Below are 22476 nucleotides of genomic sequence, written 5' to 3'. Positions count from 1 at the left end.
GCGTAGGGCGGGCTTCAGGCCGCCTTGCCCCCCTGCCCCGCCCGCGCGTAGAACGGCGCGACAGGACCGGAGATTTCGACATGCAGGCCGCACCACAGCCCCAACCGGGCATCCTAGACATCGAGCTCTATCAGGGCGGGGCGTCCAAGGTCGCGGGCCACGATGACGTGCTCAAGCTGTCGTCGAACGAAAACCCGGTCGGCGCCCCCGAAAGCGCCCGCGCCGCCGCCCGCGCCGCCGCCGAAGCGATGCATCTCTATCCGAACACCGACCACGCAGGCCTGCGCGCCGCCATCGCAGAGGTCCACGAGCTGGACGCAGACCGGATCATCTGCGGCGTCGGCTCCGACGAGATCATCCACCTGCTCTGCCAGGCCTATGTCGGGCCAGGGGACGAGGTGCTGTATCCCCAGTACGGCTTTCTTATGTATGCAATCAGCGCCCGCGCAGCCGGCGGCACCCCGGTCACCGCCCCGGAACGCGACCGCATCGTCGACGTGGACGCCATGCTGGCTGCGGTGACAGACCGCACGCGCCTGGTTTTTCTGGCCAATCCCGCCAACCCGACCGCCACGATGCTGGGCGGTCAGGACGTGGTGCGGCTGGCCGATGGGCTGCCGGACGGCTGCCTGCTGGTGCTGGACGGGGCCTATGCGGAATTCGTCGAGGATTTCGACGGCGGGCTGGGCCTGGCGGAGGCGCGTGAAAACGTCTTTGTCACGCGCACCTTTTCCAAGATGTACGGCCTGGGCGGGCTGCGCGTCGGTTGGGGCTATGGGGCGCGCGCCATCATCGACGTGCTGAACCGCTTGCGCGGGCCCTTCAACCTGTCGAACGTGGCGCTGGCCGCCGCCGAGGCCGCGATGCGCGACCGCGATTTCGCCGACCGGTGCTTTGCCGAAAATGCCGAACAGCGGGATCGCCTGCGCGCGGGCCTGCTGTCGCTGGGCATTGCCTGTGATCCGTCGTCGGCCAACTTCGTGCTGGCCCGCTTTGCAAGCGAGGCCGAGGCGCTGGCCTGCGACGCATTCCTCAAGTCGCAGGGCGTGATCGTGCGCCACCCGCGCAGCTATGGCCTGCCTGACTGTCTGCGCATGACCGTGGGTGACGTGGCGGGCACCACACGTCTGCTGGATGCGCTGGCGGCGTGGCGGGCTCAGACATGATCTATTACCGTATCGCGCTGATCGGGCTGGGCCTGATCGCCGGATCCATGGGCCTGCGCATCCGACAGGACGGATTGGCAAACGAGGTCGTGGGCACCGCGCGATCCGCCGCGACCTGCGACATCGCGCTGCAACGCGGCCTCTGCGACCGGATCACGGGCACCGCAGCCGAGGCGGTGCAGGACGCGGATCTGGTGATCCTTTGCGTGCCCGTCGGGGCCATGGCCACCGTCGCCGAAGAGATCGGGCCGCACCTGAAGCCGGGCGCGACCGTCACCGATGTCGGCTCGGTCAAGCGCGCGGTCATCGACGCCGTCGCGCCGCACCTGCCGTCGGGCGTGCATTTCATCCCGTCCCATCCCCTGGCGGGGACGGAACACAGCGGGCCCGAGGCGGGCTTTCCTGAATTGTTCGAGAAACGCTGGTTTCTTCTGACCCCGGTCAGCACCGATCAAGCCGCCATCGACCGTCTGACCACCCTTTGGCAGGCGCTGGGATCCAAGGTCGAAGCGATGGACCCCGACCACCACGATCTGGTTCTGGCGGTCACCAGCCATGCGCCGCACCTGATCGCCTATACGATGGTGGGCGTGGCCGACGACCTGCAGCGCGTGACCGACAGCGAGGTGATCCAGTACTCCGCCGCCGGCTTTCGCGATTTCACCCGCATTGCAGCCAGCGACCCCGTGATGTGGCGGGATGTTTTCCTGAACAACAAAAAGGCTACGTTGGAGATACTGGGCCGCTTCACCGAAGAGCTGTTTGCCCTGCAACGCGCCATCCGGACGGAGGACGGGGACATGCTGCACGATTATTTCACCCGCACCCGCGCGATCCGACGTGGCATCGTCGAGGCCGGTCAGGACACCGACGCGCCCGACTTTGGCCGGGGGGCAAAACGATGAGAGTGCTGCTGGCGCTGTTGCTGACCGCAGGCGTGGCCCAGGCCGAAATGCGGCCCCTGCCCCGCCCGGCCCCCACCGTCGAGGTCCTGTCCGAGACCGGTACGACCCAGCCCCCAGCCGTCACCGCATTACCCCGGTCGATCCGCCCTGTCCCCCGCCGCGACCCCGAACTGGCAGAGTTGCGGACCGTCTTTGCGGCCATGCAGGCCGCCCGCCCGATCATCGATATCGAAGGTCTGGTGCAGCGATCCGACAGGCCCTTGATCCGCGACGGCGAATTGGTGCGCGTCGGTGCCTCGCGCCCCCGGCTGCGCAGCGCCGGGGGGGGCCTGTGCGGCAGCGCCTCGATCCAGGGCGAAGCGATTTCTGCGGTCAGCGGGCCGGGGGCTTGTGGCATCCCGCGCGCGGTGCGCATCACGTCCGTCTCGGGGGTGCAGTTGTTGCGCCCGGCGCGGATGGATTGCGGCACGGCGCAGGCGCTGGACACCTGGGTGCGCAGCGGGCTGTTGCCGGTCGTCGGCAATCGCGGCGGCGGGGCCGTCGGGCTGCGGGTCGCGGCGGGCTATGCCTGCCGGACGCGCAACAGTCAGCGCGGTGCCCGGATCAGCGAACATGGCCGTGGCCGCGCCATCGACATCAGCGCCATCATCCTGGCAGACGGCAGCGAATTGCAGGTTCTGCGCGACTGGGACCGGGGGGCCGAAGGACGGCTTCTGCGCGAACTTCATGCGCGCGCCTGCGGCCCCTTCGGCACGGTTCTGGGGCCCGAAAGCGACCGGTTTCACCGCGATCACTTTCACTTCGACACGGCCAGCTACCGCTCCGGCAGCTATTGCCGCTAGCGCTCCGTCAGCTTCAGCTCGATCCGCCGGTTGCGCTGACGCGCCGCCGGGGTGCCTGACGGATCGACGGGTCGATATTCGCCAAAGCCGGTGGCCGCCAGACGAAATGGCGGCACGCCCAGATCGTTGATCAGGTATTGCACGACCGACAGGGCGCGGCCCTGCGACAATTCCCAGTTGTTCACGTATTTGCCGAACCCCGACAGCGGAATGTCGTCGGTATGCCCGTCGACGCGCAGGATCCAGTCGATGTCCTCCGGGATCTGATCGGCGACGTCCAGAATGACGCCTGCAACCTGCGCGATCTGACGGCGGCCTTCGGGTTGCAAGGTGACATCGCCCACATCGAACAGCACCTCGGACGAAAACACGAAACGGTCGCCCACGATCTCCACCCCTTCGCGCCCGTCCAGCACGTCGCGCAGCTGGCCGAAGAACTGCGATTGAAAGCGTTCCAGCCGCTGCCGCTCGGCGGCTTCCAGATCGGCGCGGGCCTTTTGCTCGGCGGCGACGGTGGCCAGGGCGGCGTTCAGACGATTGCCAAGAACGTCGATCTGAACCTGGCTTTCGGCATTGCGGTCGCCCGCAGCATCCAGAAGCGCCTGAAGACTGCCCAGCTGGCTGCGCAGTTCCAGGATCTGCTGGTTCAGGGCCGCCGCTTCGCGTTGCGAGGCGATGCGCGCGTCATCGACCTGGGCCAGTTCACTGCGCGCCTGACGCAGCAGAACGTCAATCCGCTCCGCCTCCGACAGGGCGGAGCCCGCGTCCTGCTCGGCGGCCAGACGCTGCGCCAGCGCCGCGGCAAGGCTGTCGCGCAGTTCCTCTGCGCTGGCGGCCTCGGCACTGCGCGCAGCCAGCGCATCGTTGAGACGGCTCTGCAATTCGGCGCGGATCGCCTCTGCGTCCGCGATTTCGGTGCCGCGCGCGTCCAGCGTCGCCTCCAGCTCGGCCACGCGGGCGCGCAAGGCGGCCTCCGTATCGGCGGCGTCATCGCGCAGGGTTTCCAAAGCTGAAAGCGTCGTGGCCAACTGTGCGTTCAGGTCGTCGGCCCGGCTGGCGGCCCCCGCGAGGTCGCCCAGCGCCGCGTTCAGACGCGATTGCAACTGGGCGCGCAGGTCTTCACCGGCGGCGACATCGGCCCCGCGTGCATCCAGCGCCGCCTCCAGCTCGGCCAGGCGGGCGCGCAGATCGTCTTCGGTCGTGGCGGCCCCGTCGCGGGTGGCGGCCAGCGCGGCCAGGGTTTCAGCCAACTGCGCGTCCAGATCGCGAACCTGGCCTTCGGTGCCGACAAGATCCGACAGGGTCGCATTCAGCCGCGACTGCAGTTCGGCGCGGACGGCCTCGGCGGTGGCGACCTCTGCGCCCGCGGCGGCGACCGCGGCCTCCAGCTGCACGATGCGCGCGCGCAACTCCCGCTCGGTCGAGGCCGCGTCGTCACGGGTGTTGGCCAGCGCGGCAAGGGTCTGGGACAACTGGGCATCCAGATCCTCGGCCTGCCCCTGCGTGGTCGACAGATCGGCCAGGGCCTGCGCCAGCCGGCCGGTCAAATCGGCCTCCGCGGCCTGGGTCGCGGCCAGCAGGGTCAGCGTTTCTTCTGCTTCGCGGCGCTTTTCTTCCAGGGCCAGGGTCATCGCCGTCAACTCGGCGTCGGAATTCGCAAGCCGGGCGCGCAGGGCCTCGGCGGCGGCGGCCTGGGCCAGACGGGCGGCCTCCTCGTCGGTCAGCGCCGTCTCGGTCTCGGCCAGGCGGGCGCGCAGCGCTTCGGCGGCGGCCAGTTCGGCCAGGCGCGCGGCCTCGGTCTGATCCAGATCGGCGGTCAGATCGGTCACCTCCGAGGACAGTGCATCGACGGCGCCTTGCGACTGCGTCAGCGCGGCCAGCGTTTGCGCCAGCGTCGCCTCTCGGGTTTCGGCCTCGGCGCGCAAATCGGCGAGCAAGGCCTCGACCGCGTCGGCCTGGGCGGCGGCCAGCCGGGCCTGCTCCGTCTGTGCGTCGATTTCGTCGCGCGCGGCAGCCAGCGCCAATTGCAGCGCCTCACGTTCATCGATGATGCGGGTCAACTCGCCTTCGGTCGTCTCCAGCTGCGCGGCCAGCGCAGACCGCGCCCCTTCGCTGTCGGTCAGCGATCCCTCCAGCCGGTCACGGGTGGCGATCAGGGACGCGACCTGTTCCTCGAAACTGGCCACCCGCGCCTCCAACTCGCCGCGCTGCGCGGTCAGGGTGGCAATCAGCGCGGTCTGCCGGTCGCGTTCCTGGCCCAGTGCGGCAATGTCGTCCTGCAAGCCGGCACTGCGCTGCCGCTCCAGGCCCAGAGCCTCGGCCAGGCCGTCCAGTTGTGATCCCAGGTCCCGTAGCTCTGCGTCCTGTACGGTGATCCGCTCGGACAGGATGAATTGCACGATCATGAAGATCGACAGAACGAACATCAGCACCAGCAACAGCGCCGTCATCGCATCGACGAAACCGGGCCAGACATTCGCCGTGAACCGCTGGCCGGACCTGCGGGCCAGCGCCATCTAGCCGTCCCCGTCTTGCTGGGACTGAGGTTGTGCCTGCGACACCAGCCGGTTCAGCTGTCGGATCGACCGGGTCAGCGCGCCAATGTCGCCGCGCAGGTCGTCGGTCGTCGACTGCCGGCCCTGTTGCAGCTCCTCGAAGACCTTGAGCAGCTGCACGTCGATCGAACGGATGCGCATCCGGCTCTCGGCGTCCAGCCCGTCGCCCCCGCCGGACGATCCGCGCAGCACCTCGACGATGTTTTCCTGCCCCTCGGCCACCCGGCCCAGCGCCTCCAGGGTGGCGGCGTCACCGCCGCCTGCATCCATGCGATGCGCCATGGCGGTCACCGCCTCGGACAGGGTGCCCAGCTTGCTGTCGGTCGCCAGCCGTCCAGCCTCGGCCTTCTGGAACATGTCCTGAAGGCTCTCCATCTGGTAGTTCATGTGGTCCAGAACAGCGGCCAGCGAATACTGGTCGATGGTTTCCTCGCCGCCATCGCCCACAAGACCGACGCGGGTGATCGACGACAGCCAATCCTCCATCTCGCGGTAAAACCGGTTCTGCCCATGCCCGGCGAACAGCTCCAACAGGCCCACGACCAGCGACCCCGCCAGACCCAGCAGAGACGAGGCAAAGGCCGTGCCCATGCCCGCAAGCTGGCTTTCAAGCCCGCCGATCAGACGTGAAAACACGGCGACGCCGCCCTCGCCGTTTTCGGGATTGAGGCTGCGGATCGTGTCGACCACGGCCGGGACAGTCGTGGCCAGCCCCCAGAACGTGCCCAACAGGCCCAGGAAGATCAGCGTATTGACGATATAGCGCGTGATGTCCCGCGCCTCTTCCATCCGGGCCCCGACGGAATCCAGGATCGACCGGGATGACGACGCGGAAATCTGGCTGCGCTTGGACCGGGATCGCAGCAGGGACGCCAGCGGGGCCAACAGGCCCGGCGGTCGGGTGATGTCATGGCCCGCACGTTGTTCGGCAAAGCCTTCGATCCAGCTGACCGAGGAAAACAACTGAAAAACCTGAGCGAAGCAGGCCAGGATCCCCAGAAAGAAGACACCGACGATGGTGCCGTTCAGCCAGGGGTTCGCCGCAAAGATCGGCGACACCTTGGGATAGGCCACCCAGACGCCCGCGCCCACGGCGACGAGAACCGCCAGCATGTAGACGATCTGCCGGATCGGCTGCGAGAATTGCGTGCCGTGGTCGAGCTTTGGTGTTGCCATCTGTCCCCGACCCTCTGCGGGGCCCCGTTAAACCTCTGAAACGTTATCGGGCGGGTCACTTACCCACAAGCGGCCCCCGGTTTTCGTCCATGATCTGTTGCACCCGCGTGACCAGCCAGTCGATATCGGCATCACCGATGTCCAGCTTGCGCAATCCTTCAGCGGTCCGCGTCAGATACTCGTGGTTCGGTCCCCGCCCGCCGACCGCACTGGCGATGATCTGCGCCTGCCTTTCCAGGCTCAGGTCCGGGACGTATTGCACATGCGCGGTGTCGATGACGTAGGCCAGGGCCGAAATCGCGGTCCCCTGTTCGCAAGTCAGCGTCACCTCCTGCTCGAAATAGGCCGAAGAGATCAGCTCGCGTTCCCGCAATTCCTGCAGCGCCGCGTCAGGGTCGGCGGCCCGGATCGCCAGACCGGAACAGGACGTGCCCGCATGGGGTTCCAACGCCAGAACCAGTCCGGGATCCTCCTGCGAGCCGCGATGATGGATCGACCACATGCAGAAACTGCGTCGGAAATCGGTCAGGGACGCGCGGCGCATCTCGGCCACCTCGATGCCGGGGTTCCACACCAAAGAGCCGTAGCCGAACACCCAAAGCGCCTTATCTTCCGCCATGTCGCTTCCTTTCCCCGCGTTCCGCTTGGGGATAGACGGGGCGCGGGGCAACGGAAAGGGCCTATGATGATGCGCGTTCTGACGATCGCCGTGGTGCTGGCCGCGGCCCTTTGGTCCGGGTTCTGGGTCTTGGGCGCGCGCACGGTGGACCAGGCGTCCGAGCAGTTGCTGGACGACGCCCGCACCGATGGGTGGCAGATCGCGTTTGCCGACCGGGCCGTCGCGGGCTTTCCCAATCGCCTGGACACGACCCTGACGGACCTTTCGGTCACGACACCGGACGGTCTGTGGTCTCTGTCCCTGCCGATGCTTCAGGTCTTTGCGCTGGTCTATCGCCCCAATCAGATCATTGCAGTTCCCGCGTCACCGATTGCCGTGATGGGCCCCCTGGGCCCTGCGGAGATCCTTGCGGACCAACTGCGCGCCTCTGCGACGCTCTCCCTCTCGACGCGGCCCGACCTGGATCGCGCCGTGGTCGAAGCGACTGCCGCCGAAATCGCGGGCCCCGACTGGCGCGCCGGGATCGAGCAGGGTCAGGCCGCCCTGCGTCAGACCGATGGTTCCGCCGACCACTATGATCTGGCGCTCACGCTCTCGCAGGTGCGCACAACCGGCCTCGATCCCCGCCTTCCCGACCAGATCACGCGCCTGGCCGCGGATGCCACCGCAGGCCTGACCGCGCCGCTGGCCAACGGCGGGCGGCTGCAATCGCTGGACCTGCGCTCGGTCGTCGTCGACTGGGATGCCACCCGCCTGACCCTGACCGGCAAGCTGGAGGTGGCGGCGTCCGGCCTGCCCGAGGGGACGGTGACCCTGACGGCGACAGGTTGGCGCGCCCTGATCGCCTTGGCGCAGGACATGGGCTTGCCTGCGGGACAGGCGACACTGATCACGGCGGGCCTCACGGGGGTGGAACGGGACGGACAGGTCCAGATCCCGCTGACGCTCCGTGATGGGACGCTGTTTTTCGGGACGCTGGCGCTCGCCCCCCTGCCCCGGCTGCGATGACGCCTGGTGAAGGTTAACGCGCGCCACGGGTCTTCTCCCCGGCAGAAAGACGCGACGTGCCCCAAAAACCAGCCGCCTAGTCGTTGACGCGGATCCGCGCGTTCGTCGGGTCAAAGGGGCTGTCCTCGGTCACCTCCACGTCCCAGAGCTTGCGCTGCATCCGTACCTTCAGCCTGGTCCCCGGCACGGCCAGATCGGGGCGCAGATAGCCCATGCCGATGCTGCGGCCGAAAGCCACCGAATACCCACCAGAGGTCAGTCGCCCAACCTTGGTGTCCCCGTCGTAAAGCGCCTCGCGCCCCCAGGGGTCGGCATCCCGCGGCCCGTCGATCAGCAGGGTCACACATTTCGACCGGATGCCCAGCGCCTGCATCGCCGCTTTTCCGTGGAATTCCTTGGTCAAATCCACGAACCGGTCCAGCCCGGCCTCTAGCGGCGTGGCATCGCGGCCCAGTTCGGTCCCGAACGCACGATAGGACTTCTCCTGCCGCAGCCAGTTCTGCGCCCGCGCGCCCACCAGCTTCATGCCGTGTCCGGCACCCGCGTCCATCAGGCGGTCGAACAGGTAGGTCTGCATTTCGATCGGATGATGCAACTCCCAGCCCAGCTCTCCGGTATAGGCCACTCGGATGGCGCGCACCGGGCACATCATCAGTTCGATGTCACGCTGCGACAGCCAGGGGAAGCGCTTGTTCGACAGCGCCGTCTCTGGCTCCGCGTCGCGGAGCAGCTCGGCCAGAATGGCGCGGCTGTTGGGACCGGCCAGGGCAAAGACACCGTATCTGGCCGTCACGTTTTCCGCATTTATCCGCCCGAAACGCGCCTCCTGATCGGCGATAGCCTTGTAGAGGAAGTCTTCGTCATAGGCTTCCCAAGCTCCGGCAGAGACCAGATAGAAGTCATCCTCGGCCGTGCGCACGATGGTGTATTCCGTCCGCGTGGTCCCCGCCTCGGTCAGGGCATAGGTCAGGTTGATGCGCCCGACCTTGGGCAATTTGTTCGTGGTGAACCAATCCAGGAATCCGGCCGCGCCCGGCCCCGAAATGCGGTGCTTGGCAAAGGCCGTCGCGTCGATCAGGCCCGCCGTTTCGCGCACCGCCCTGGCCTCTGCCTCGGCATATTGCCACCAATCGCCACGCCGGAAGGACCGGCTGTCGTGGTCGAAGGCGTCGGGCGCATCCAGCGGCCCGTAGTAATTCGGCCGTTCCCAGCCATTGACCTGCCCGAACTGCGCGCCCAGCGCCTTTTGCCGGTCATAGACAGGCGCGGTTTTCAATGGCCGCGCGGCGGGGCGTTCTTCATCCGGGTGGTGCAGGACAAAGACATGATCATAGGCCTCCTCGTTCTTGCGGCAGGCGTATTCGGTCGTCATCCAGTCGCCGAACCGCTTGGGGTCGAGCGAGGCCATGTCGATCTCCGCTTCGCCCTCGACCATCATCTGGGCCAGGTAATGGCCGGTGCCGCCGGCGGCCGTGATCCCGAAGCTGAAACCTTCGGCCAGCCACATGTTGCGCAGGCCCGGTGCCGGGCCGACCAGCGGGTTGCCATCGGGGGTGTAGCAGATCGGACCGTTGTAATCGTCCTTCAAGCCAGCGGTTTCCGAGGACGGGATACGGTGGATGAAGGACATGTATTCCGCCTCGATCCGGTCCAGGTCGAGAGGGAAGAGATCGGCGCGGAAACTGTCGGGCACGCCATAGGGAAAACGCGCGGGCGCGTTCTGCTCATAGGGGCCCAGAATCCAGCCGCCACGCTCTTCGCGCACGTACCACTTGGCATCCGCGTCGCGCAGAACGGGATGCTGATCGTGGGCTTCGCGATAGGCGATCAGGGCGGGGTCCGGTTCTGTGACAATATACTGATGTTCCACGACAATCGCGGGCGTCTTGATGCCCAGAAGGCGGGCGGTGCGCGGTGCGTGGTTGCCGGTGGCCGTGACCACATGTTCGGCGTGGATCACCATGGTTTCATCGGACGCGACGAGGTTGCCGCCCTTTTCGATCATCTTGGTGACGGTGACGTCCCAATGGTCGCCTGTCCATGCGAACCCATCGACTTGCCAGCGGCGTTCGATGGTCACGCCGCGCAGGCGCGCGCCCTTGGCCATGGCCATCGTGACATCCGCCGGGTTGATGTAGCCGTCGGTCGGATGGAACAGCGCGCCCTGCAGATCCTCGGTCCGCACCAGCGGCCAGCGGTCCCTGATCTGGGCGGGGGTCATCCATTCGTAGGGGATGCCGACCGTCTCGGCGGTGGCGGCATAGAGCTCGTATTCATCCATCCGCGCCTGGGTCTGCGCCATGCGCAGGTTGCCGACCACGGAGAACCCCGGATTGAGGCCGGTCTCTTCCTCCAAGGTCTTGTAGAACTTCACGGAATAGTCGTGAATGTGGCTGGTCGCATAGCCCATGTTGAACAGCGGCAGCAGCCCCGCCGCGTGCCAGGTGGACCCGGAGGTGAGCTCGTCGCGTTCCAGCAGGACGACGTCGTCCCAGCCTGCCTTGGCCAGGTGGTAGGCGATGCCGGTTCCGACGGCGCCGCCGCCGACGACGAGGGCTTTGACGTGGGTCTTCATGGGCGGGGCTCCGGCGGACATACTCGTCGCCAATGTGGCGGAAACCGCAGGCAAGGGCACCCCCGGGCCGACCGGACGCAGGCGTTTTGCGACCTGCGGGCGACGGGACGGAAATTCACGTTTCGGGGGAAACCCTGCGCGCCGAATTCACGTTTTGGGGGAAACCGCGTCGACGGTCAGACCGCCTCCGCCAGGATCAGGTGGATGCGCGCGGGCACCCGGACCCCGCCATTCGTGTCCAGCGCCGCCAGCTGCCCGGCCAGGTCCGCCTCGATCCGCGCCAGCGTCTCCTCCGCGATCTCCATTCCCGTCAGGATCATGCGGAGCGTCATCTTGCGATGCTGCGCGGCCACGTCGGCGGGGGTGCCCAGCGGTGTCAGGTGGATGTCGTGGGTTTCGCATCGGGCGTTCCAGCCTGTCGCCGACAGATCGGCGAGGACCGCAGCAGGATCGGCGAAGCGCATGGGACCGGGTCCAGACGGATCGGGCCGGGGCACGTCCGGGACATGGGCGTCGACCGCGCGACGCGGCAGGGTGAACCAGGGGTTGTGCGGCGGCGGGCCCCAGACCGTGGCGGCCAGGCGACCGCCGGGACGGGTGGCGCGGCGCAGGTTGGCCATCGCGGCGCGGGTATCGTCGAAGAACATCAGGCCGAAGTTCGACAGGATCACATCATAGGCCCCGTCCGCATAGGCGTGGCGACCCGCATCACCGGTCAGCAGCTCCACGTGATCCGGCAGGCGTTCGGCGGCGCGGGCCACAAGCGGCGGCGCGATGTCGATACCGGTCACGGTGCCACCGGGTTCAACGGCGGGCAGCGCCGCCAGCAGGCTGGGACCGGTGCCACAGCCGACGTCCAGCACCCGCTCTCCGGGTTGCAGCCTGGCCTCGGCCATCAAAAGGTCGATGACCGGCTGGTGCGCCGCCTCCAGCGCCGGGGCCGAGTCCAGCCAAGGCCGTGCGAATTCGTCCCAATCCATGGCCTATCCCTCCCGTTCCGGTGGGGAAGGCTAGCACGGTTTGCCCGGATGGGGCGCAGATTCCGGCGCGGGTCGCGCGGTGATCAGAGCACCCCGATTTCCGCCAGCGCGACCGAAAGCTCGGTCGGCAGGGGGGCCTCGGCGGCATGGCGCGGGTCCATGTCCATCGGCGCATCCTCGGGCGCAAGATAGCGCCATCCCTGGAACGGGCGTTTGGGCGTGGGCACGACCGCAATCGGGCCGGGGGCCAGCACGATGCCACAGCGCGCAACACCGTCTTCCCGGCGGACTTCGTCCAGGCGCAGGATCGGTTGGCGGCACTGGATCACGCCCTTGATCACCCAGTAGATCGAGCCGCCGTCCAACACCTCTGCGGCGCGTTTCGGCCACATGCGGGTGACGTGGCGCGGCAAGCCGTCAGCCCCGCGCGCCTGCGGGCTGGCCTGCCAGGCGGTCATGGTTTCGATGGTCTCGGACCCAACGCTGAGCTTGATGAGATTGATCATGGGAATCCCCGCAGAGTGACGTATATCTAGAGGTCCAAGCGTGCTGTGCAACCACTCCTAGAGGATCGTGATCGCCATGTCGGAGGCCCCCGCCGCCTTTTCCGCCCCTATCGCCGAGCAGATCTGGGACATGAAATACCGCCTGAAGGAAGCGGATGGCACCCCCATCGACGAGACGGTCGAAGCCACCTGGGACCGGATCGCAACCGCCCTTGCCGCGCCAGAGGCGGAGCCCGCGCAATGGGTGCCGCAGTTCCGCGCGGCGCTGCAGGATTTCCGGTTCCTGCCGGCCGGGCGCATCGTCGCGGGCGCGGGCACCGGGCGATCGGTGACCCTGTTCAACTGCTTCGTCATGGGCACGATCGAGGACAGCATGGGCGGCATCTTTGCCGCCCTGCGCGAGGCCGCGCTGACCCTGCAGCAGGGCGGCGGGATCGGCTATGATTTCTCGACGCTCCGCCCGCGCGGGGCGGCGGTATCCGGCGTGGCCGCCGATGCGTCCGGCCCGTTGTCGTTCATGGATGTCTGGGATGCCATGTGCCGCACCATCATGTCCGCCGGATCACGGCGCGGCGCGATGATGGCGACCCTGCGCTGCGACCACCCCGACGTGGAGGATTTCATCGCCGCCAAGGCCGACCCTGCCCGGCTGCGCATGTTCAATCTGTCCGTCCTGGTGACCGACGATTTCATGGAGGCGGTGGCCGCCGATACCGACTGGGATCTGGTCTATGACGGCACGATCTATCGCACCGTCAACGCGCGCGACCTGTGGGATGCGATCATGCAGGCGACATATGATTACGCCGAGCCGGGCGTGATCTTCATCGACCGGATTAACGCCACCAACAACCTGTCCTACGCGGAAACCATCGCCGCGACGAACCCCTGCGGCGAACAGCCCCTGCCGCCTTACGGCGCTTGCCTGCTGGGATCGGTGAACCTGGCGCAGCTGGTGCGCGACCCCTTCGCGCCCGGCGCAGAGGTCGACGAAGAAGCCCTGGAGGAGCTGACCGGTCTGGCCGTGCGGATGATGGACAACGTCGTCGACGCCTCGCGCTTTCCGTTGCCCCAGCAGGCGGAGGAGGCGCGGGCCAAGCGGCGGATCGGGCTGGGCGTGACCGGTCTGGCCGATGCGCTGGCGATGTGCGGGCTGCGCTATGGCGCGCCCGAGGCGGTGGCGGCAACGGGGCGCTGGCTGCAGGTGATTGCCAACGCGGCCTATTTCACCTCCGCCCGTCTGGCCGAGGAGAAAGGGGCGTTTCCGCTTTATGACAAGGACGCCATTCTGGCCGCGCCGATGGTGCAGCGGCTGGACCCGGACGTGCAGGCGGCGATTGCCGAGTCGGGGCTGCGCAACGCGCTTCTGACGTCGATCGCGCCGACGGGGACGATTTCCCTGCTGGCCGGGAACGTCAGTTCGGGGATCGAGCCGATCTTTGCCCAGGAATACACCCGCAAGGTCCTGCAACCCGACGGGTCGCGCACCGAAGAGGTGGTCCAGGATTACGCGGTGGCGGAATGGCGACGGCGCAACGGCGACGCGCCTTTGCCCGACAGTTTCGTGTCGGTGGCCGATCTGGCCCCCGGGGACCACGTCGCGATGCAGGCCGCGGCGCAGAAATGGATCGACAGCTCCATTTCCAAGACGATCAACGTGCCCGAGGATATCGGGTTCGAGGCCTTCAAGGACGTCTACATGCGGGCCTGGAAAACCGGCTGCAAGGGCTGCACCACCTACCGGCCCAATGCCGTGACGGGCAGCGTCCTGTCGGCGGAACCAACCCCCGCCCCCACCCCCGAGGCCGCGAAGGTGGTTCAGCTGTTCGCCCCGCTCGACCGGCCCACGCAGCTGACCGGCGAGACCTACAAGATCAAATGGCCGATGTCGGAGCATGCGCTTTATATCACCATCAACGACATCGAGCTGGACGGGCAGCGACGGCCCTTCGAGATCTTCGTCAATTCCAAGAACATGGAGCATTTCGCCTGGACGGTCGCGCTGACGCGGATGATCTCGGCGGTGTTCCGGCGCGGGGGCGACGTGAGTTTCGTCGTCGAAGAGCTGAAGGCCGTCTTTGACCCGCGCGGCGGTGCCTGGGTGCAGGGCAAGTACGTGCCCTCGATCCTGGCGGCCATCGGTGGCGTGATCGAACGCCACATGGTCGCCACCGGCTTTCTGACCGGCGAGGGTCTGGGGCTGAAGACCGACCCGGTGGACCCGCTGGGCCACGCGCAAGAGGCAAAGGTCAGCGCACCGGGCCCGACCTGTCCGAATTGCGGCTCGTTCGAGGTGCATATGGCCGAAGGCTGCGCGACCTGCGCCAGCTGCGGCTTTTCCAAGTGTGGCTAGGGGCGCTGACTTGCCAGGATCACCTGGCAGGCGGCACGACAGCCTCTCGTCGCGGCATCTGGCCCGCGTCGGGGATTGACCTGGCGCGCCGCCGGGGGCCTTCTGCCCCCTGCCGCAGGGCCACGACAGAAGAGGAGTTCGCGATGAAGGATCAACACGCTGGGGGCCACGGCCCGGAACTCGGAACCTTCGACTGGGCCGACCCCTTTCGCCTGTCCGATCAGCTGAGCGAGGATCAGCGCATGCTGGCCGACGCCGCCCGCGCCTTTGCCCAGGACCGCCTGCAACCACGCATCACCAAGGCCTATGCCGAGGAACGCGTCGAGCCGGAGATCTTTGCCGAAATGGGCGAGGCCGGCCTGCTGGGCACCACCATCCCGGAAGAATACGGCGGGCTGGGCGCGGATTACGTCACCTATGGCCTGATCGCCCGCGAGATCGAGCGCGTCGACAGCGGCTATCGGTCCATGATGTCGGTGCAAAGCTCGCTCGTGATGTATCCGATCCATGCCTACGGGTCCGAGGCGCAGAAGGCGAAATACCTGCCGGGGCTGGCACAGGGCAGCCTGATCGGGTGTTTCGGCCTGACCGAACCCGACGCGGGGTCCGACCCCGGCGGCATGAAGACCCGCGCCGAGAAGATCGACGGCGGCTATCGCCTGACCGGATCCAAGACCTGGATTTCCAACGCGCCGATTGCCGATGTCTTTGTGGTCTGGGCCAAGTCCGACGCCCATGACGGCAAGATCCGTGGCTTCGTTCTGGACAAGGGCACGAAAGGCCTCAGCGCGCCGAAGATCGAGGGCAAGCTGTCGCTGCGCGCCTCGGTCACCGGCGAGATCGTGATGCAGGGGGTCGAGGTTGGCGAAGACGCGCTGCTGCCCGGTGTCCAGGGGTTGAAGGGGCCGTTCGGCTGTCTCAACCGCGCGCGCTATGGCATTGCCTGGGGTGTGATGGGGGCCGCCGAGGATTGCTGGCTGCGGGCGCGCAGCTACGGGCTGGACCGCAAGCAGTTCGGGCGGCCCCTGGCGCAGACCCAGTTGTTCCAGAAAAAGCTGGCCGATATGCAGACCGACATCGCGCTGGGCCTGCAAGCGGCCTACCGGGTCGGTCAGATGATGGACGCGGGACAGGCCGCGCCCGAGGCCATCAGCCTGATCAAGCGCAACAATTGCGGGCGCGCGCTGGACGTGGCGCGGCAGGCCCGCGACATGCATGGCGGCAATGGCATCAGCCAGGAATTCCAGGTCATCCGCCACGCCGCCAACCTGGAGACGGTGAACACCTACGAGGGCACCCATGACGTGCACGCCCTGATCCTGGGGCGGGCGCAGACCGGGTTGCAGGCGTTCTTCTAGACCATGGACCGCGTCGCGATCGTCGAGGAGAACTTTCGCCGCCGGGTGGCGGGGGGCGACCTGCCGCCGGGGGCCGCGCCGGGCGGGCCGCTGGACGCGATTACAGCCGTCGCGGCGTTCCGCGCGCAATGCCTGAGCCGGGCGCTGGACCTGCAAAGCCGCGCGATGCAGGCGGCGGGTCAGGGGTTCTACACCATCGGGTCGTCGGGGCACGAGGGCATGGCCGCCGTGGCCCTGGCCCTGCGCCCGGGCGATCCGGCGTTCCTGCATTACCGCGACGCGGCCTTTCAGATCGCGCGCGCCGGTCAGGTCCCCGGACAGACCCCCGGCTGGGACATGCTGCTGAGCTTTGCCTGTTCAACCGAGGATCCGATTTCCGGTGGGCGGCACAAGGTGCTGGGGTCCAAGGCCCTGGCGATCCCGCCGCAGACCTCGACCATCGCCAGCCACCTGCCCAAGGCGGTGGGCGCGGCCTATGGGCTGGGCGCGGCACGGCGGCGGCGCCCGGAACACGCGGGCTGGCCCGAAGATGCGCTGGTCTGCTGTTCGTTCGGCGATGCCTCGGCCAATCATTCGACGGCGCAGGGGGCGTTCAATGCCGCCGGTTGGGCCAGCTATCAATCGGTTCCGATGCCGATCCTGTTCGTCTGCGAGGACAACGGCATCGGCATTTCCACCAAGACCCCCACCGGCTGGATCGCGGCCAATTTCCGCGACCGACCCGGGCTGCGCTATGTCGCGGGCGACGGGCTGGACCTGTTCGATGCCTATCGTGCGGCCTCCGAGGCGGCGGACTACGTGCGGCGGCACCGCAAGCCCGCGTTCCTGCACCTGCGGACCGTGCGGCTCTATGGTCATGCGGGGGCGGACGTGGCGACCAGCTATCTGCCCCGCGCCGAGGTCGAGGCGGAGGAAGCGAACGATCCGCTGTTGCAGTCCGTGCGCCTGTTGTCGGAGGCAGGCGCGCTGTCCCCCGATGCGGCACTGTCGATCTATGAGGAAACCCGTGCCCGCGTCGCGCGCATGGCTGCCGAGGCGGTGACCCGCCCGCGCCTGAAGACGGCGCGGGACGTCATGGCCAGCCTGATCCCGCCCGCCCGCGCCTGCCAGCCTGTGACCGGCCCCACGCCCGAGACGCGCGCGGCGGCCTTTGGCGGCGATCTGGCCGCCCAGGACGATCCGCAACCGATGTCGCGGATCCTCAACTGGGCGCTGACCGACCTGATGCTGACCCATGGCGAGGTCGTCGTGATGGGCGAAGACGTGGGCCGCAAGGGCGGCGTCTATGGCGTCACACAGAAGTTGCAGCGCCGCTTTGGCCCCGACCGGGTGATCGACACCCTGCTGGACGAGCAATCCATTCTGGGCCTCGGCATCGGCATGGCGCAGGCCGGGTTCCTGCCGATGCCGGAGATCCAGTTCCTGGCCTATCTGCACAACGCCGAGGATCAGCTGCGCGGCGAAGCGGCGACCTTGCCGTTCTTCTCGAACGGTCAATACGCCAACCCGATGGTCGTGCGGATCGCGGGACTGGGGTATCAGCGCGGCTTCGGCGGGCATTTCCACAACGACAATTCCATCGCCGTGCTGCGCGACATCCCCGGCCTGATCCTGGCCTGCCCGTCCAGCGGGGCGGAGGCGGCGATGATGCTGCGCGAGGCGGTGCGTCTGGCGCGGGAAGAACAGCGGCTGGTCGTCTTTCTGGAGCCTATCGCTCTCTACCCGATGCGGGATCTGGCGGAGGCGGGGGACGGCGGCTGGATGACCCGCTATCCGGCCCCGGACGTGCGCCTGGCCCTGGGTCAGGTGGGTTTGCATGGGGCGGGGACGGATCTGGCGATCGTCAGTTTCGGCAACGGGCATTATCTGTCCCGGCAGGCGCAGGGCGACCTGGCCGCGGCCGGGGTGGACGCGCGGGTGATCGACCTGCGCTGGCTGTCCCCCCTGCCCGAGGACGGCCTGCTGGCCGCGCTGGAGGGGTGCAAACGGGTGCTGATCGTGGATGAGACGCGGCGGACCGGCGGGGTGGCCGAGGGGCTGATGGCGCTTTTGTGCGAACGGACCGACCTGCCGCTGCGGCGGGTGGTGGCCCTGGACAGCTTCATCGCGACCGGCCCCGCCTATGGCGCGACCATGCCATCCCGCGAAAGCATTGGCGCGGCGGCGCTGGAGTTCGTGCACGGAGGCGGCGCATGACGACGGCGGTTCTGGTCTGCCCCGGTCGTGGCACCTACAACCGGGAGGAGCTGGGCGTGCTGTCCCGACAGTTCCCGGATGCGGCGCTGATGGCAGGGTTCGACGCCCGGCGCGCGGCGCAGGGGCAAGAGACGCTGACCGCGCTGGATGGCGCGGCGCGGTTTTCGAACGCGGTACACACGCGCGGCGACAACGCCTCGGCGCTGATCTATGCGGCCAGCCTGGGCGATTGGCTGGGCCTGAACCGCAAGGCGGTGGAGATCGTGGCCGTCACCGGCAACTCGATGGGCTGGTACACGGCGCTGGCCTGCGCCGGCGCGCTGAGCGCCGAGGCGGGGTTCGACGTGGTCAACACCATGGGCACCTGGATGCAGGCAGACGGCGCGGGCGGGCAGCTGGTCTATCCCCACATGGCCCCCGACTGGGCCACGCGCCCGACGGAGAAAAGCCGATTGCTGACCCTGGTGGCGGAAATCGACGCCCGACCCGATCACGTGCTGAGCCTGTCGATTGACCTGGGCGGAATGCTGGTTCTGGCGGGCAATGCCGACGGGCTGACCGCGTTCGAGCGGGCGGTGCCCAAGCAGGACCGTTTCCCGATGCGGCTGCCGGGCCATGCGGGGTTTCATTCGGGGCTGGTGGCCCCCGTCTCGGCCAGGGCGAGGGGGCATTTCGCCCCGGACATGTTTACCCAGCCGGACCTGCCGTTGATCGACGGGCGCGGATCGGTCTGGTGGCCGGGGGCTGCGGACCGCGCGGCGCTGTGCGATTACACCTTCGGGCACCAGGTGGTGCGGCCCTATGATTTCACCCGCGCCATCACCACGGCGGCGCGGGAATTCGCCCCCGATCTGTTCATCGTCGCGGGGCCGGGCACGACGCTGGGCGGGGCGGTGGCGCAAAGCCTGATTGCAGCCGGCTGGCGCGGGATGCGCGACAAGCACGGGTTCCAGGCGCAGCAAAAGGTGCGCCCGATGCTGTTGTCGATGGGACGGCCCGAACAACGCGCGCTGGCGGTCCGGGATACCTGAGGGCACAACGGAAAACGCCGCCCCGGACCGGGGCGGCGTTTCTGGTTTCAGGGCAGCGCGTCGGACCGTCCGGTCAGACCTTCCAGAAGCAGAAGATCGACCAGGCAATCGACAGGCCCAGCGCCCCCCAGAGCGGCTCTCCGAACAGGCCCAGCCACGCGAGGAAGATGAACGACGTCCCCAGAAGCGACAGGAACAGCCGGTCGCCCAGCGTCGTCGTCAGGCCCAGGACCCCGTCGCGGACCAGACCGTCGCGGAACTTGAACCCCTCCAACAGGCCGATGACCGCGATGGCGCTGAAGATGCCGATGAAGATCGCAAGCGTCGCAGGCGTCCAGGCCATCCAGAAGCCGCCGAAGATCGGCGCCGTCCATTCGAAGCCTTTCTCGACCTCCTGCGCGGCGGAGCCCCAGGTGTTCTGGGCGTGCACCGGCGCGGCGGCCAGCATCAGAAGCGGGATGAGATAGCGCATCAGACCCTCCCCATCGCGAAACCCTTCGCGATGTAGTTGCGGACAAAGTAGATCACGATGGCACCGGGGATGATCGTCAGCGTTCCCGCCGCCGCCAGAAGGCCCAGTTCATACCCCGCCGAGGACGCGGTGCGCGTCATCGTGGCGGCGATGGGCTTGGCCTCGACCGCGGTCAGGGTCTTGGCCAGCAGCAGTTCCACCCATGAGAACATGAAGCAGAAGAACGCCGCCACGCCCACGCCCGCCTTGATCGTCGGGATGAAGACCGTGACGAAGAAGCGCGGGAAGGAATAGCCGTCGACAAAGGCCGTCTCGTCCAGCTCCTTCGGGACGCCACGCATGAAGCCCTCCAGGATCCAGACCGCCAGCGGGATGTTGAACAGGCAGTGGGCCAGGGCCACCGCCAGGTGCGTGTCGAACAGACCCACCGCCGAGTAGAGTTGAAAGAACGGCAGCGCAAAGACGGCGGCCGGCGCCATGCGGTTGGTCAGCAGCCAGAAGAACAGCTGCCGGTCGCCCAGAAACCGATACCGCGAGAAGGCGTAGGCGGCGGGCAGGGCCACAGCGACCGAGATCACCGTGTTGATCGTCACGTAGATGATCGAGTTGATGTAGCCCCAGTACCAGGTCGGATCGGTGAAGATCGTGATATAGGCCTCCAGCGTGAAGGTCTGCGGGAAGAGCGAGAAGCCCGACAGGATCTCGTTCGTCGTCTTGAAGGACATCGCGACCAGCCAGTAGATCGGCAGCATCAGAAAGGCGATGTAGAGGATGGGGATGATTGCCCGCTTTTTCATGAGTCGTTCCTCGTCATGAGGGTGTAGAACAGCCAGCTGACCAGCAGCGTGATGGCGAAGTAGATCAGCGACATGGCCCCCGCCGGTCCCAGGTCGAACTGCCCCAGCGCGATCTTGACCAGGTCAATGGACAGAAGCGTGGTGGAGTTGCCGGGACCGCCGCCCGTCAGGGTGAAGGGCTCCGTGTAGATGTTGAAGCTGTCCATGAACCGCAGAAGGATCGCGATGGTCAGGACGTTCTTCATCTTGGGCAGCTGGATGTGCCGGAACACGGCCCAACTGGACGCCCCGTCGATCCGCGCCGCCTGATAGTAGGCGTCGGGGATGGAGACGAGCCCGGCATAGGCCAGCAGCACCACCAAAGAGGTCCAGTGCCAGACGTCCATCGCCACGATCGTGAACCAAGCCGCAAGGACCGACTGGGTAAAGTCGTAGTGGATGCCCAGCACCTCGTTCACGAAGTAACCCAGCAGGCCGATGTTGGGCAGCGCGAAGATGTTCCACATCGCCCCCACCACGTTCCACGGGATCAGCATCGGCAGGGCCATGGTGACCAGACAGATCGGCACCCAGAAGCCTTTCTTCGGCATGGACAGGGCGATGATGATGCCCAGCGGCACCTCGATGATCAGGATCAGGAAGGTGAACAGGAACTGTCGTCCCAGGGCTGCGTGAAACCGTTCGGAGCGCAGCACCTGTTCGAACCAGGTGAAGCCTTCCCAGAAGAACAGGTTATCGCCGAACGTCTCCTGCACCGAATAGTTGACCACCGTCATCATCGGCACCAGCGCGTTGAACGCCACCAACAACAGGACGGGGAGGACGAAGAACCAGGCCTTCTGGTTTTCGGTCTTGTTCATCGGATGTCTCCTCCGCTGGCGATCCAGCCCTCGGCATAAAGCCGGGTGCGGTCGGGGCGGAACGACAGGTTCACGGTCTCGCCCGGATTGGGGGTGGGGCCGTCGGTGACGGCGTTGATGCGGCTGTCGCCGGCGCGGGTTTCGATCACCCGGTGGCGGCCTACGTCGGACACCTTGGTCACCGTCGCGGGAATGCCCGTGTCGGCAATGGTCACGAATTCGGGACGCACACCGATTTCCAGTCTGCCTTTGGCATTGGCACCGACCGGGCCGTCCAAAGTCACCTCCTGCCCCCGGAACGACGCCCCCTGCCCGGCCCGTTCGGCCGGCAGGACGTTCATGCCCGGCGAGCCGATGAAGTGGCCGACGAAGGTGTGGGTCGGACGCTCGAACAGCTCGACCGGGGTGCCGATCTGCACGACTTCGCCCTGCTGCATGACGACGACCTGATCGGCAAATGTCAGGGCCTCGGTCTGGTCATGGGTCACGTAGATCATGGTCAGGCCCAGGCGGGCGTGCAGCTCCTTGAGCTTGGAGCGGAGCGAGAACTTCAGGTGCGGGTCGATGACGGTCAGCGGCTCATCGAACATGATGACGTTCACGTCGTCGCGCACCAGGCCCCGCCCCATGGAGATCTTCTGCTTGTCGTCGGGGGCCAGGCCCGACGCGCGTTGATCCATCATGTCCTCGACGCCGAGCATCTGGGCGATTTCGCCCACCGCGCGGTCGATGCGCGCCGGGTCGACGCCACGATTGACCAACGGAAAGGACAGGTTCTGGCGCACGGTCATCGTGTCGTAGATGACCGGGAACTGGAACACCTGCGCGATGTTGCGCTGATCCGGTGGCAGCTGCGTGACGTCCTGTTCCCCGAACAGAATGCGACCCTCGGACGGGACCAGCAGGCCGGAGATGATGTTGAGAAGCGTGGACTTGCCGCAGCCCGACGGCCCCAGCAGCGCATAGGCGCCACCGTCCTGCCATTCCACGTCCAGCCCCTTGAGTGCGTAGTCTTCGGGACCTTGCGGGTCGGGCATATAGCTGTGCCGCAGCTTATCGAGGGTAATCTTTGCCATG

18 protein-coding genes are annotated in these 22476 nt (G+C 67.3%); 8 read left to right on the top strand and 10 right to left on the bottom strand.

What is annotated here, in order from left to right:
- Positions 1 to 80 precede the first annotated feature (80 nt).
- From hisC to K3551_RS05595, 3 genes are read left to right on the top strand one after another with little or no spacing between them, the layout of a single operon-like run.
- Positions 81 to 1166, top strand: coding sequence for a histidinol-phosphate transaminase (gene hisC / locus K3551_RS05605; RefSeq protein ID WP_259918391.1), 1086 nt, complete (start codon positions 81 to 83; stop codon positions 1164 to 1166).
- A complete protein-coding gene (locus K3551_RS05600) occupies positions 1163 to 2071 on the top strand; it encodes a prephenate/arogenate dehydrogenase family protein (protein WP_259918389.1) in 909 nt (302 codons plus the stop codon). Before hisC ends, K3551_RS05600 begins: the two co-directional genes overlap by 4 nt.
- The gene (locus K3551_RS05595) at positions 2068 to 2913 is read left to right on the top strand and encodes an extensin family protein (RefSeq protein WP_259918387.1); all 846 of its coding nucleotides are present in this window, start codon (positions 2068 to 2070) and stop codon (positions 2911 to 2913) included. The genes K3551_RS05600 and K3551_RS05595 overlap by 4 nt, the downstream gene beginning before the upstream one ends.
- Here K3551_RS05595 and K3551_RS05590 read toward each other — a convergent pair.
- From K3551_RS05590 to K3551_RS05580, 3 genes are read right to left on the bottom strand one after another with little or no spacing between them, the layout of a single operon-like run.
- Entirely contained in the window at positions 2910 to 5429 is a 2520-nt protein-coding gene (locus tag K3551_RS05590; protein ID WP_259918386.1) for a peptidoglycan -binding protein, read from the bottom strand. The genes K3551_RS05595 and K3551_RS05590 overlap by 4 nt on opposite strands.
- On the bottom strand, positions 5430 to 6644 hold the full coding sequence (locus K3551_RS05585) for a biopolymer transporter ExbB (RefSeq protein ID WP_259918385.1): 1215 nt from the start codon (positions 6642 to 6644) through the stop codon (positions 5430 to 5432). It lies immediately after the preceding gene.
- Positions 6645 to 6699: 55 nt separating this feature from the next.
- The gene (locus tag K3551_RS05580) at positions 6700 to 7263 is read right to left on the bottom strand and encodes a gamma-glutamylcyclotransferase (protein ID WP_259918384.1); all 564 of its coding nucleotides are present in this window, start codon (positions 7261 to 7263) and stop codon (positions 6700 to 6702) included.
- Positions 7264 to 7326: 63 nt separating this feature from the next.
- Here K3551_RS05580 and K3551_RS05575 point away from each other — a divergent pair, with 63 nt between their 5' ends.
- On the top strand, positions 7327 to 8271 hold the full coding sequence (locus tag K3551_RS05575; RefSeq protein WP_259918383.1) for a DUF2125 domain-containing protein: 945 nt from the start codon (positions 7327 to 7329) through the stop codon (positions 8269 to 8271).
- A gap of 76 nt (positions 8272 to 8347) precedes the next feature.
- On the opposite strand, the gene K3551_RS05570 is transcribed toward K3551_RS05575, so the two are convergent.
- The 3 genes from K3551_RS05570 to K3551_RS05560 form a co-directional block, all read right to left on the bottom strand.
- Complete coding sequence (locus tag K3551_RS05570; RefSeq protein ID WP_259918381.1) at positions 8348 to 10846, bottom strand: FAD-dependent oxidoreductase; 2499 nt, start codon at positions 10844 to 10846, stop codon at positions 8348 to 8350.
- A gap of 176 nt (positions 10847 to 11022) precedes the next feature.
- Positions 11023 to 11826, bottom strand: a complete 804-nt coding sequence (locus tag K3551_RS05565; RefSeq protein WP_259918380.1) for a class I SAM-dependent methyltransferase — start codon at positions 11824 to 11826, stop codon at positions 11023 to 11025.
- 83 nt (positions 11827 to 11909) lie between these two features.
- Positions 11910 to 12332, bottom strand: a complete 423-nt coding sequence (locus K3551_RS05560) for a DUF1489 family protein (protein WP_259918378.1) — start codon at positions 12330 to 12332, stop codon at positions 11910 to 11912.
- 76 nt (positions 12333 to 12408) lie between these two features.
- Here K3551_RS05560 and K3551_RS05555 point away from each other — a divergent pair, with 76 nt between their 5' ends.
- From K3551_RS05555 to K3551_RS05540, 4 genes are all read left to right on the top strand, one after another.
- On the top strand, positions 12409 to 14685 hold the full coding sequence (locus K3551_RS05555) for an adenosylcobalamin-dependent ribonucleoside-diphosphate reductase (RefSeq protein ID WP_259918376.1): 2277 nt from the start codon (positions 12409 to 12411) through the stop codon (positions 14683 to 14685).
- Positions 14686 to 14828: 143 nt separating this feature from the next.
- The gene (locus K3551_RS05550) at positions 14829 to 16043 is read left to right on the top strand and encodes an acyl-CoA dehydrogenase (RefSeq protein WP_259918374.1); all 1215 of its coding nucleotides are present in this window, start codon (positions 14829 to 14831) and stop codon (positions 16041 to 16043) included.
- 3 nt (positions 16044 to 16046) lie between these two features.
- The gene (locus tag K3551_RS05545) at positions 16047 to 18239 is read left to right on the top strand and encodes an alpha-ketoacid dehydrogenase subunit alpha/beta (RefSeq protein WP_259918372.1); all 2193 of its coding nucleotides are present in this window, start codon (positions 16047 to 16049) and stop codon (positions 18237 to 18239) included.
- A complete protein-coding gene (locus tag K3551_RS05540; RefSeq protein WP_259918370.1) occupies positions 18236 to 19270 on the top strand; it encodes an ACP S-malonyltransferase in 1035 nt (344 codons plus the stop codon). Before K3551_RS05545 ends, K3551_RS05540 begins: the two co-directional genes overlap by 4 nt.
- Before the next feature lie 73 nt (positions 19271 to 19343).
- Here K3551_RS05540 and K3551_RS05535 read toward each other — a convergent pair whose 3' ends face one another.
- The 4 genes from K3551_RS05535 to K3551_RS05520 are packed head-to-tail and all read right to left on the bottom strand — an operon-like array spanning position 19344 to position 22475.
- Positions 19344 to 19742 carry a DUF2160 domain-containing protein gene (locus K3551_RS05535; RefSeq protein ID WP_259918369.1) on the bottom strand — a complete coding sequence of 133 codons (399 nt, stop codon included), beginning with the start codon at positions 19740 to 19742 and terminating at the stop codon, positions 19344 to 19346.
- Positions 19742 to 20539 (bottom strand): carbohydrate ABC transporter permease, encoded by a 798-nt coding sequence (locus tag K3551_RS05530; protein ID WP_259918367.1) that lies wholly within the window; start codon positions 20537 to 20539, stop codon positions 19742 to 19744. The genes K3551_RS05535 and K3551_RS05530 overlap by 1 nt, the downstream gene beginning before the upstream one ends.
- A complete protein-coding gene (locus K3551_RS05525) occupies positions 20536 to 21399 on the bottom strand; it encodes a carbohydrate ABC transporter permease (RefSeq protein WP_259918366.1) in 864 nt (287 codons plus the stop codon). The genes K3551_RS05530 and K3551_RS05525 overlap by 4 nt, the downstream gene beginning before the upstream one ends.
- The gene (locus K3551_RS05520; protein ID WP_259918365.1) at positions 21396 to 22475 is read right to left on the bottom strand and encodes an ABC transporter ATP-binding protein; all 1080 of its coding nucleotides are present in this window, start codon (positions 22473 to 22475) and stop codon (positions 21396 to 21398) included. Before K3551_RS05520 ends, K3551_RS05525 begins: the two co-directional genes overlap by 4 nt.
- Between the last annotated feature and the right edge of the window lies 1 nt (position 22476).

Source organism: Jannaschia sp. M317, assembly GCF_025141175.1.
Lineage (GTDB): Bacteria > Pseudomonadota > Alphaproteobacteria > Rhodobacterales > Rhodobacteraceae > Jannaschia.
Note: the sequence above shows the minus strand (reverse complement) of the source record. Positions and strands in the feature narration are given on the sequence as shown.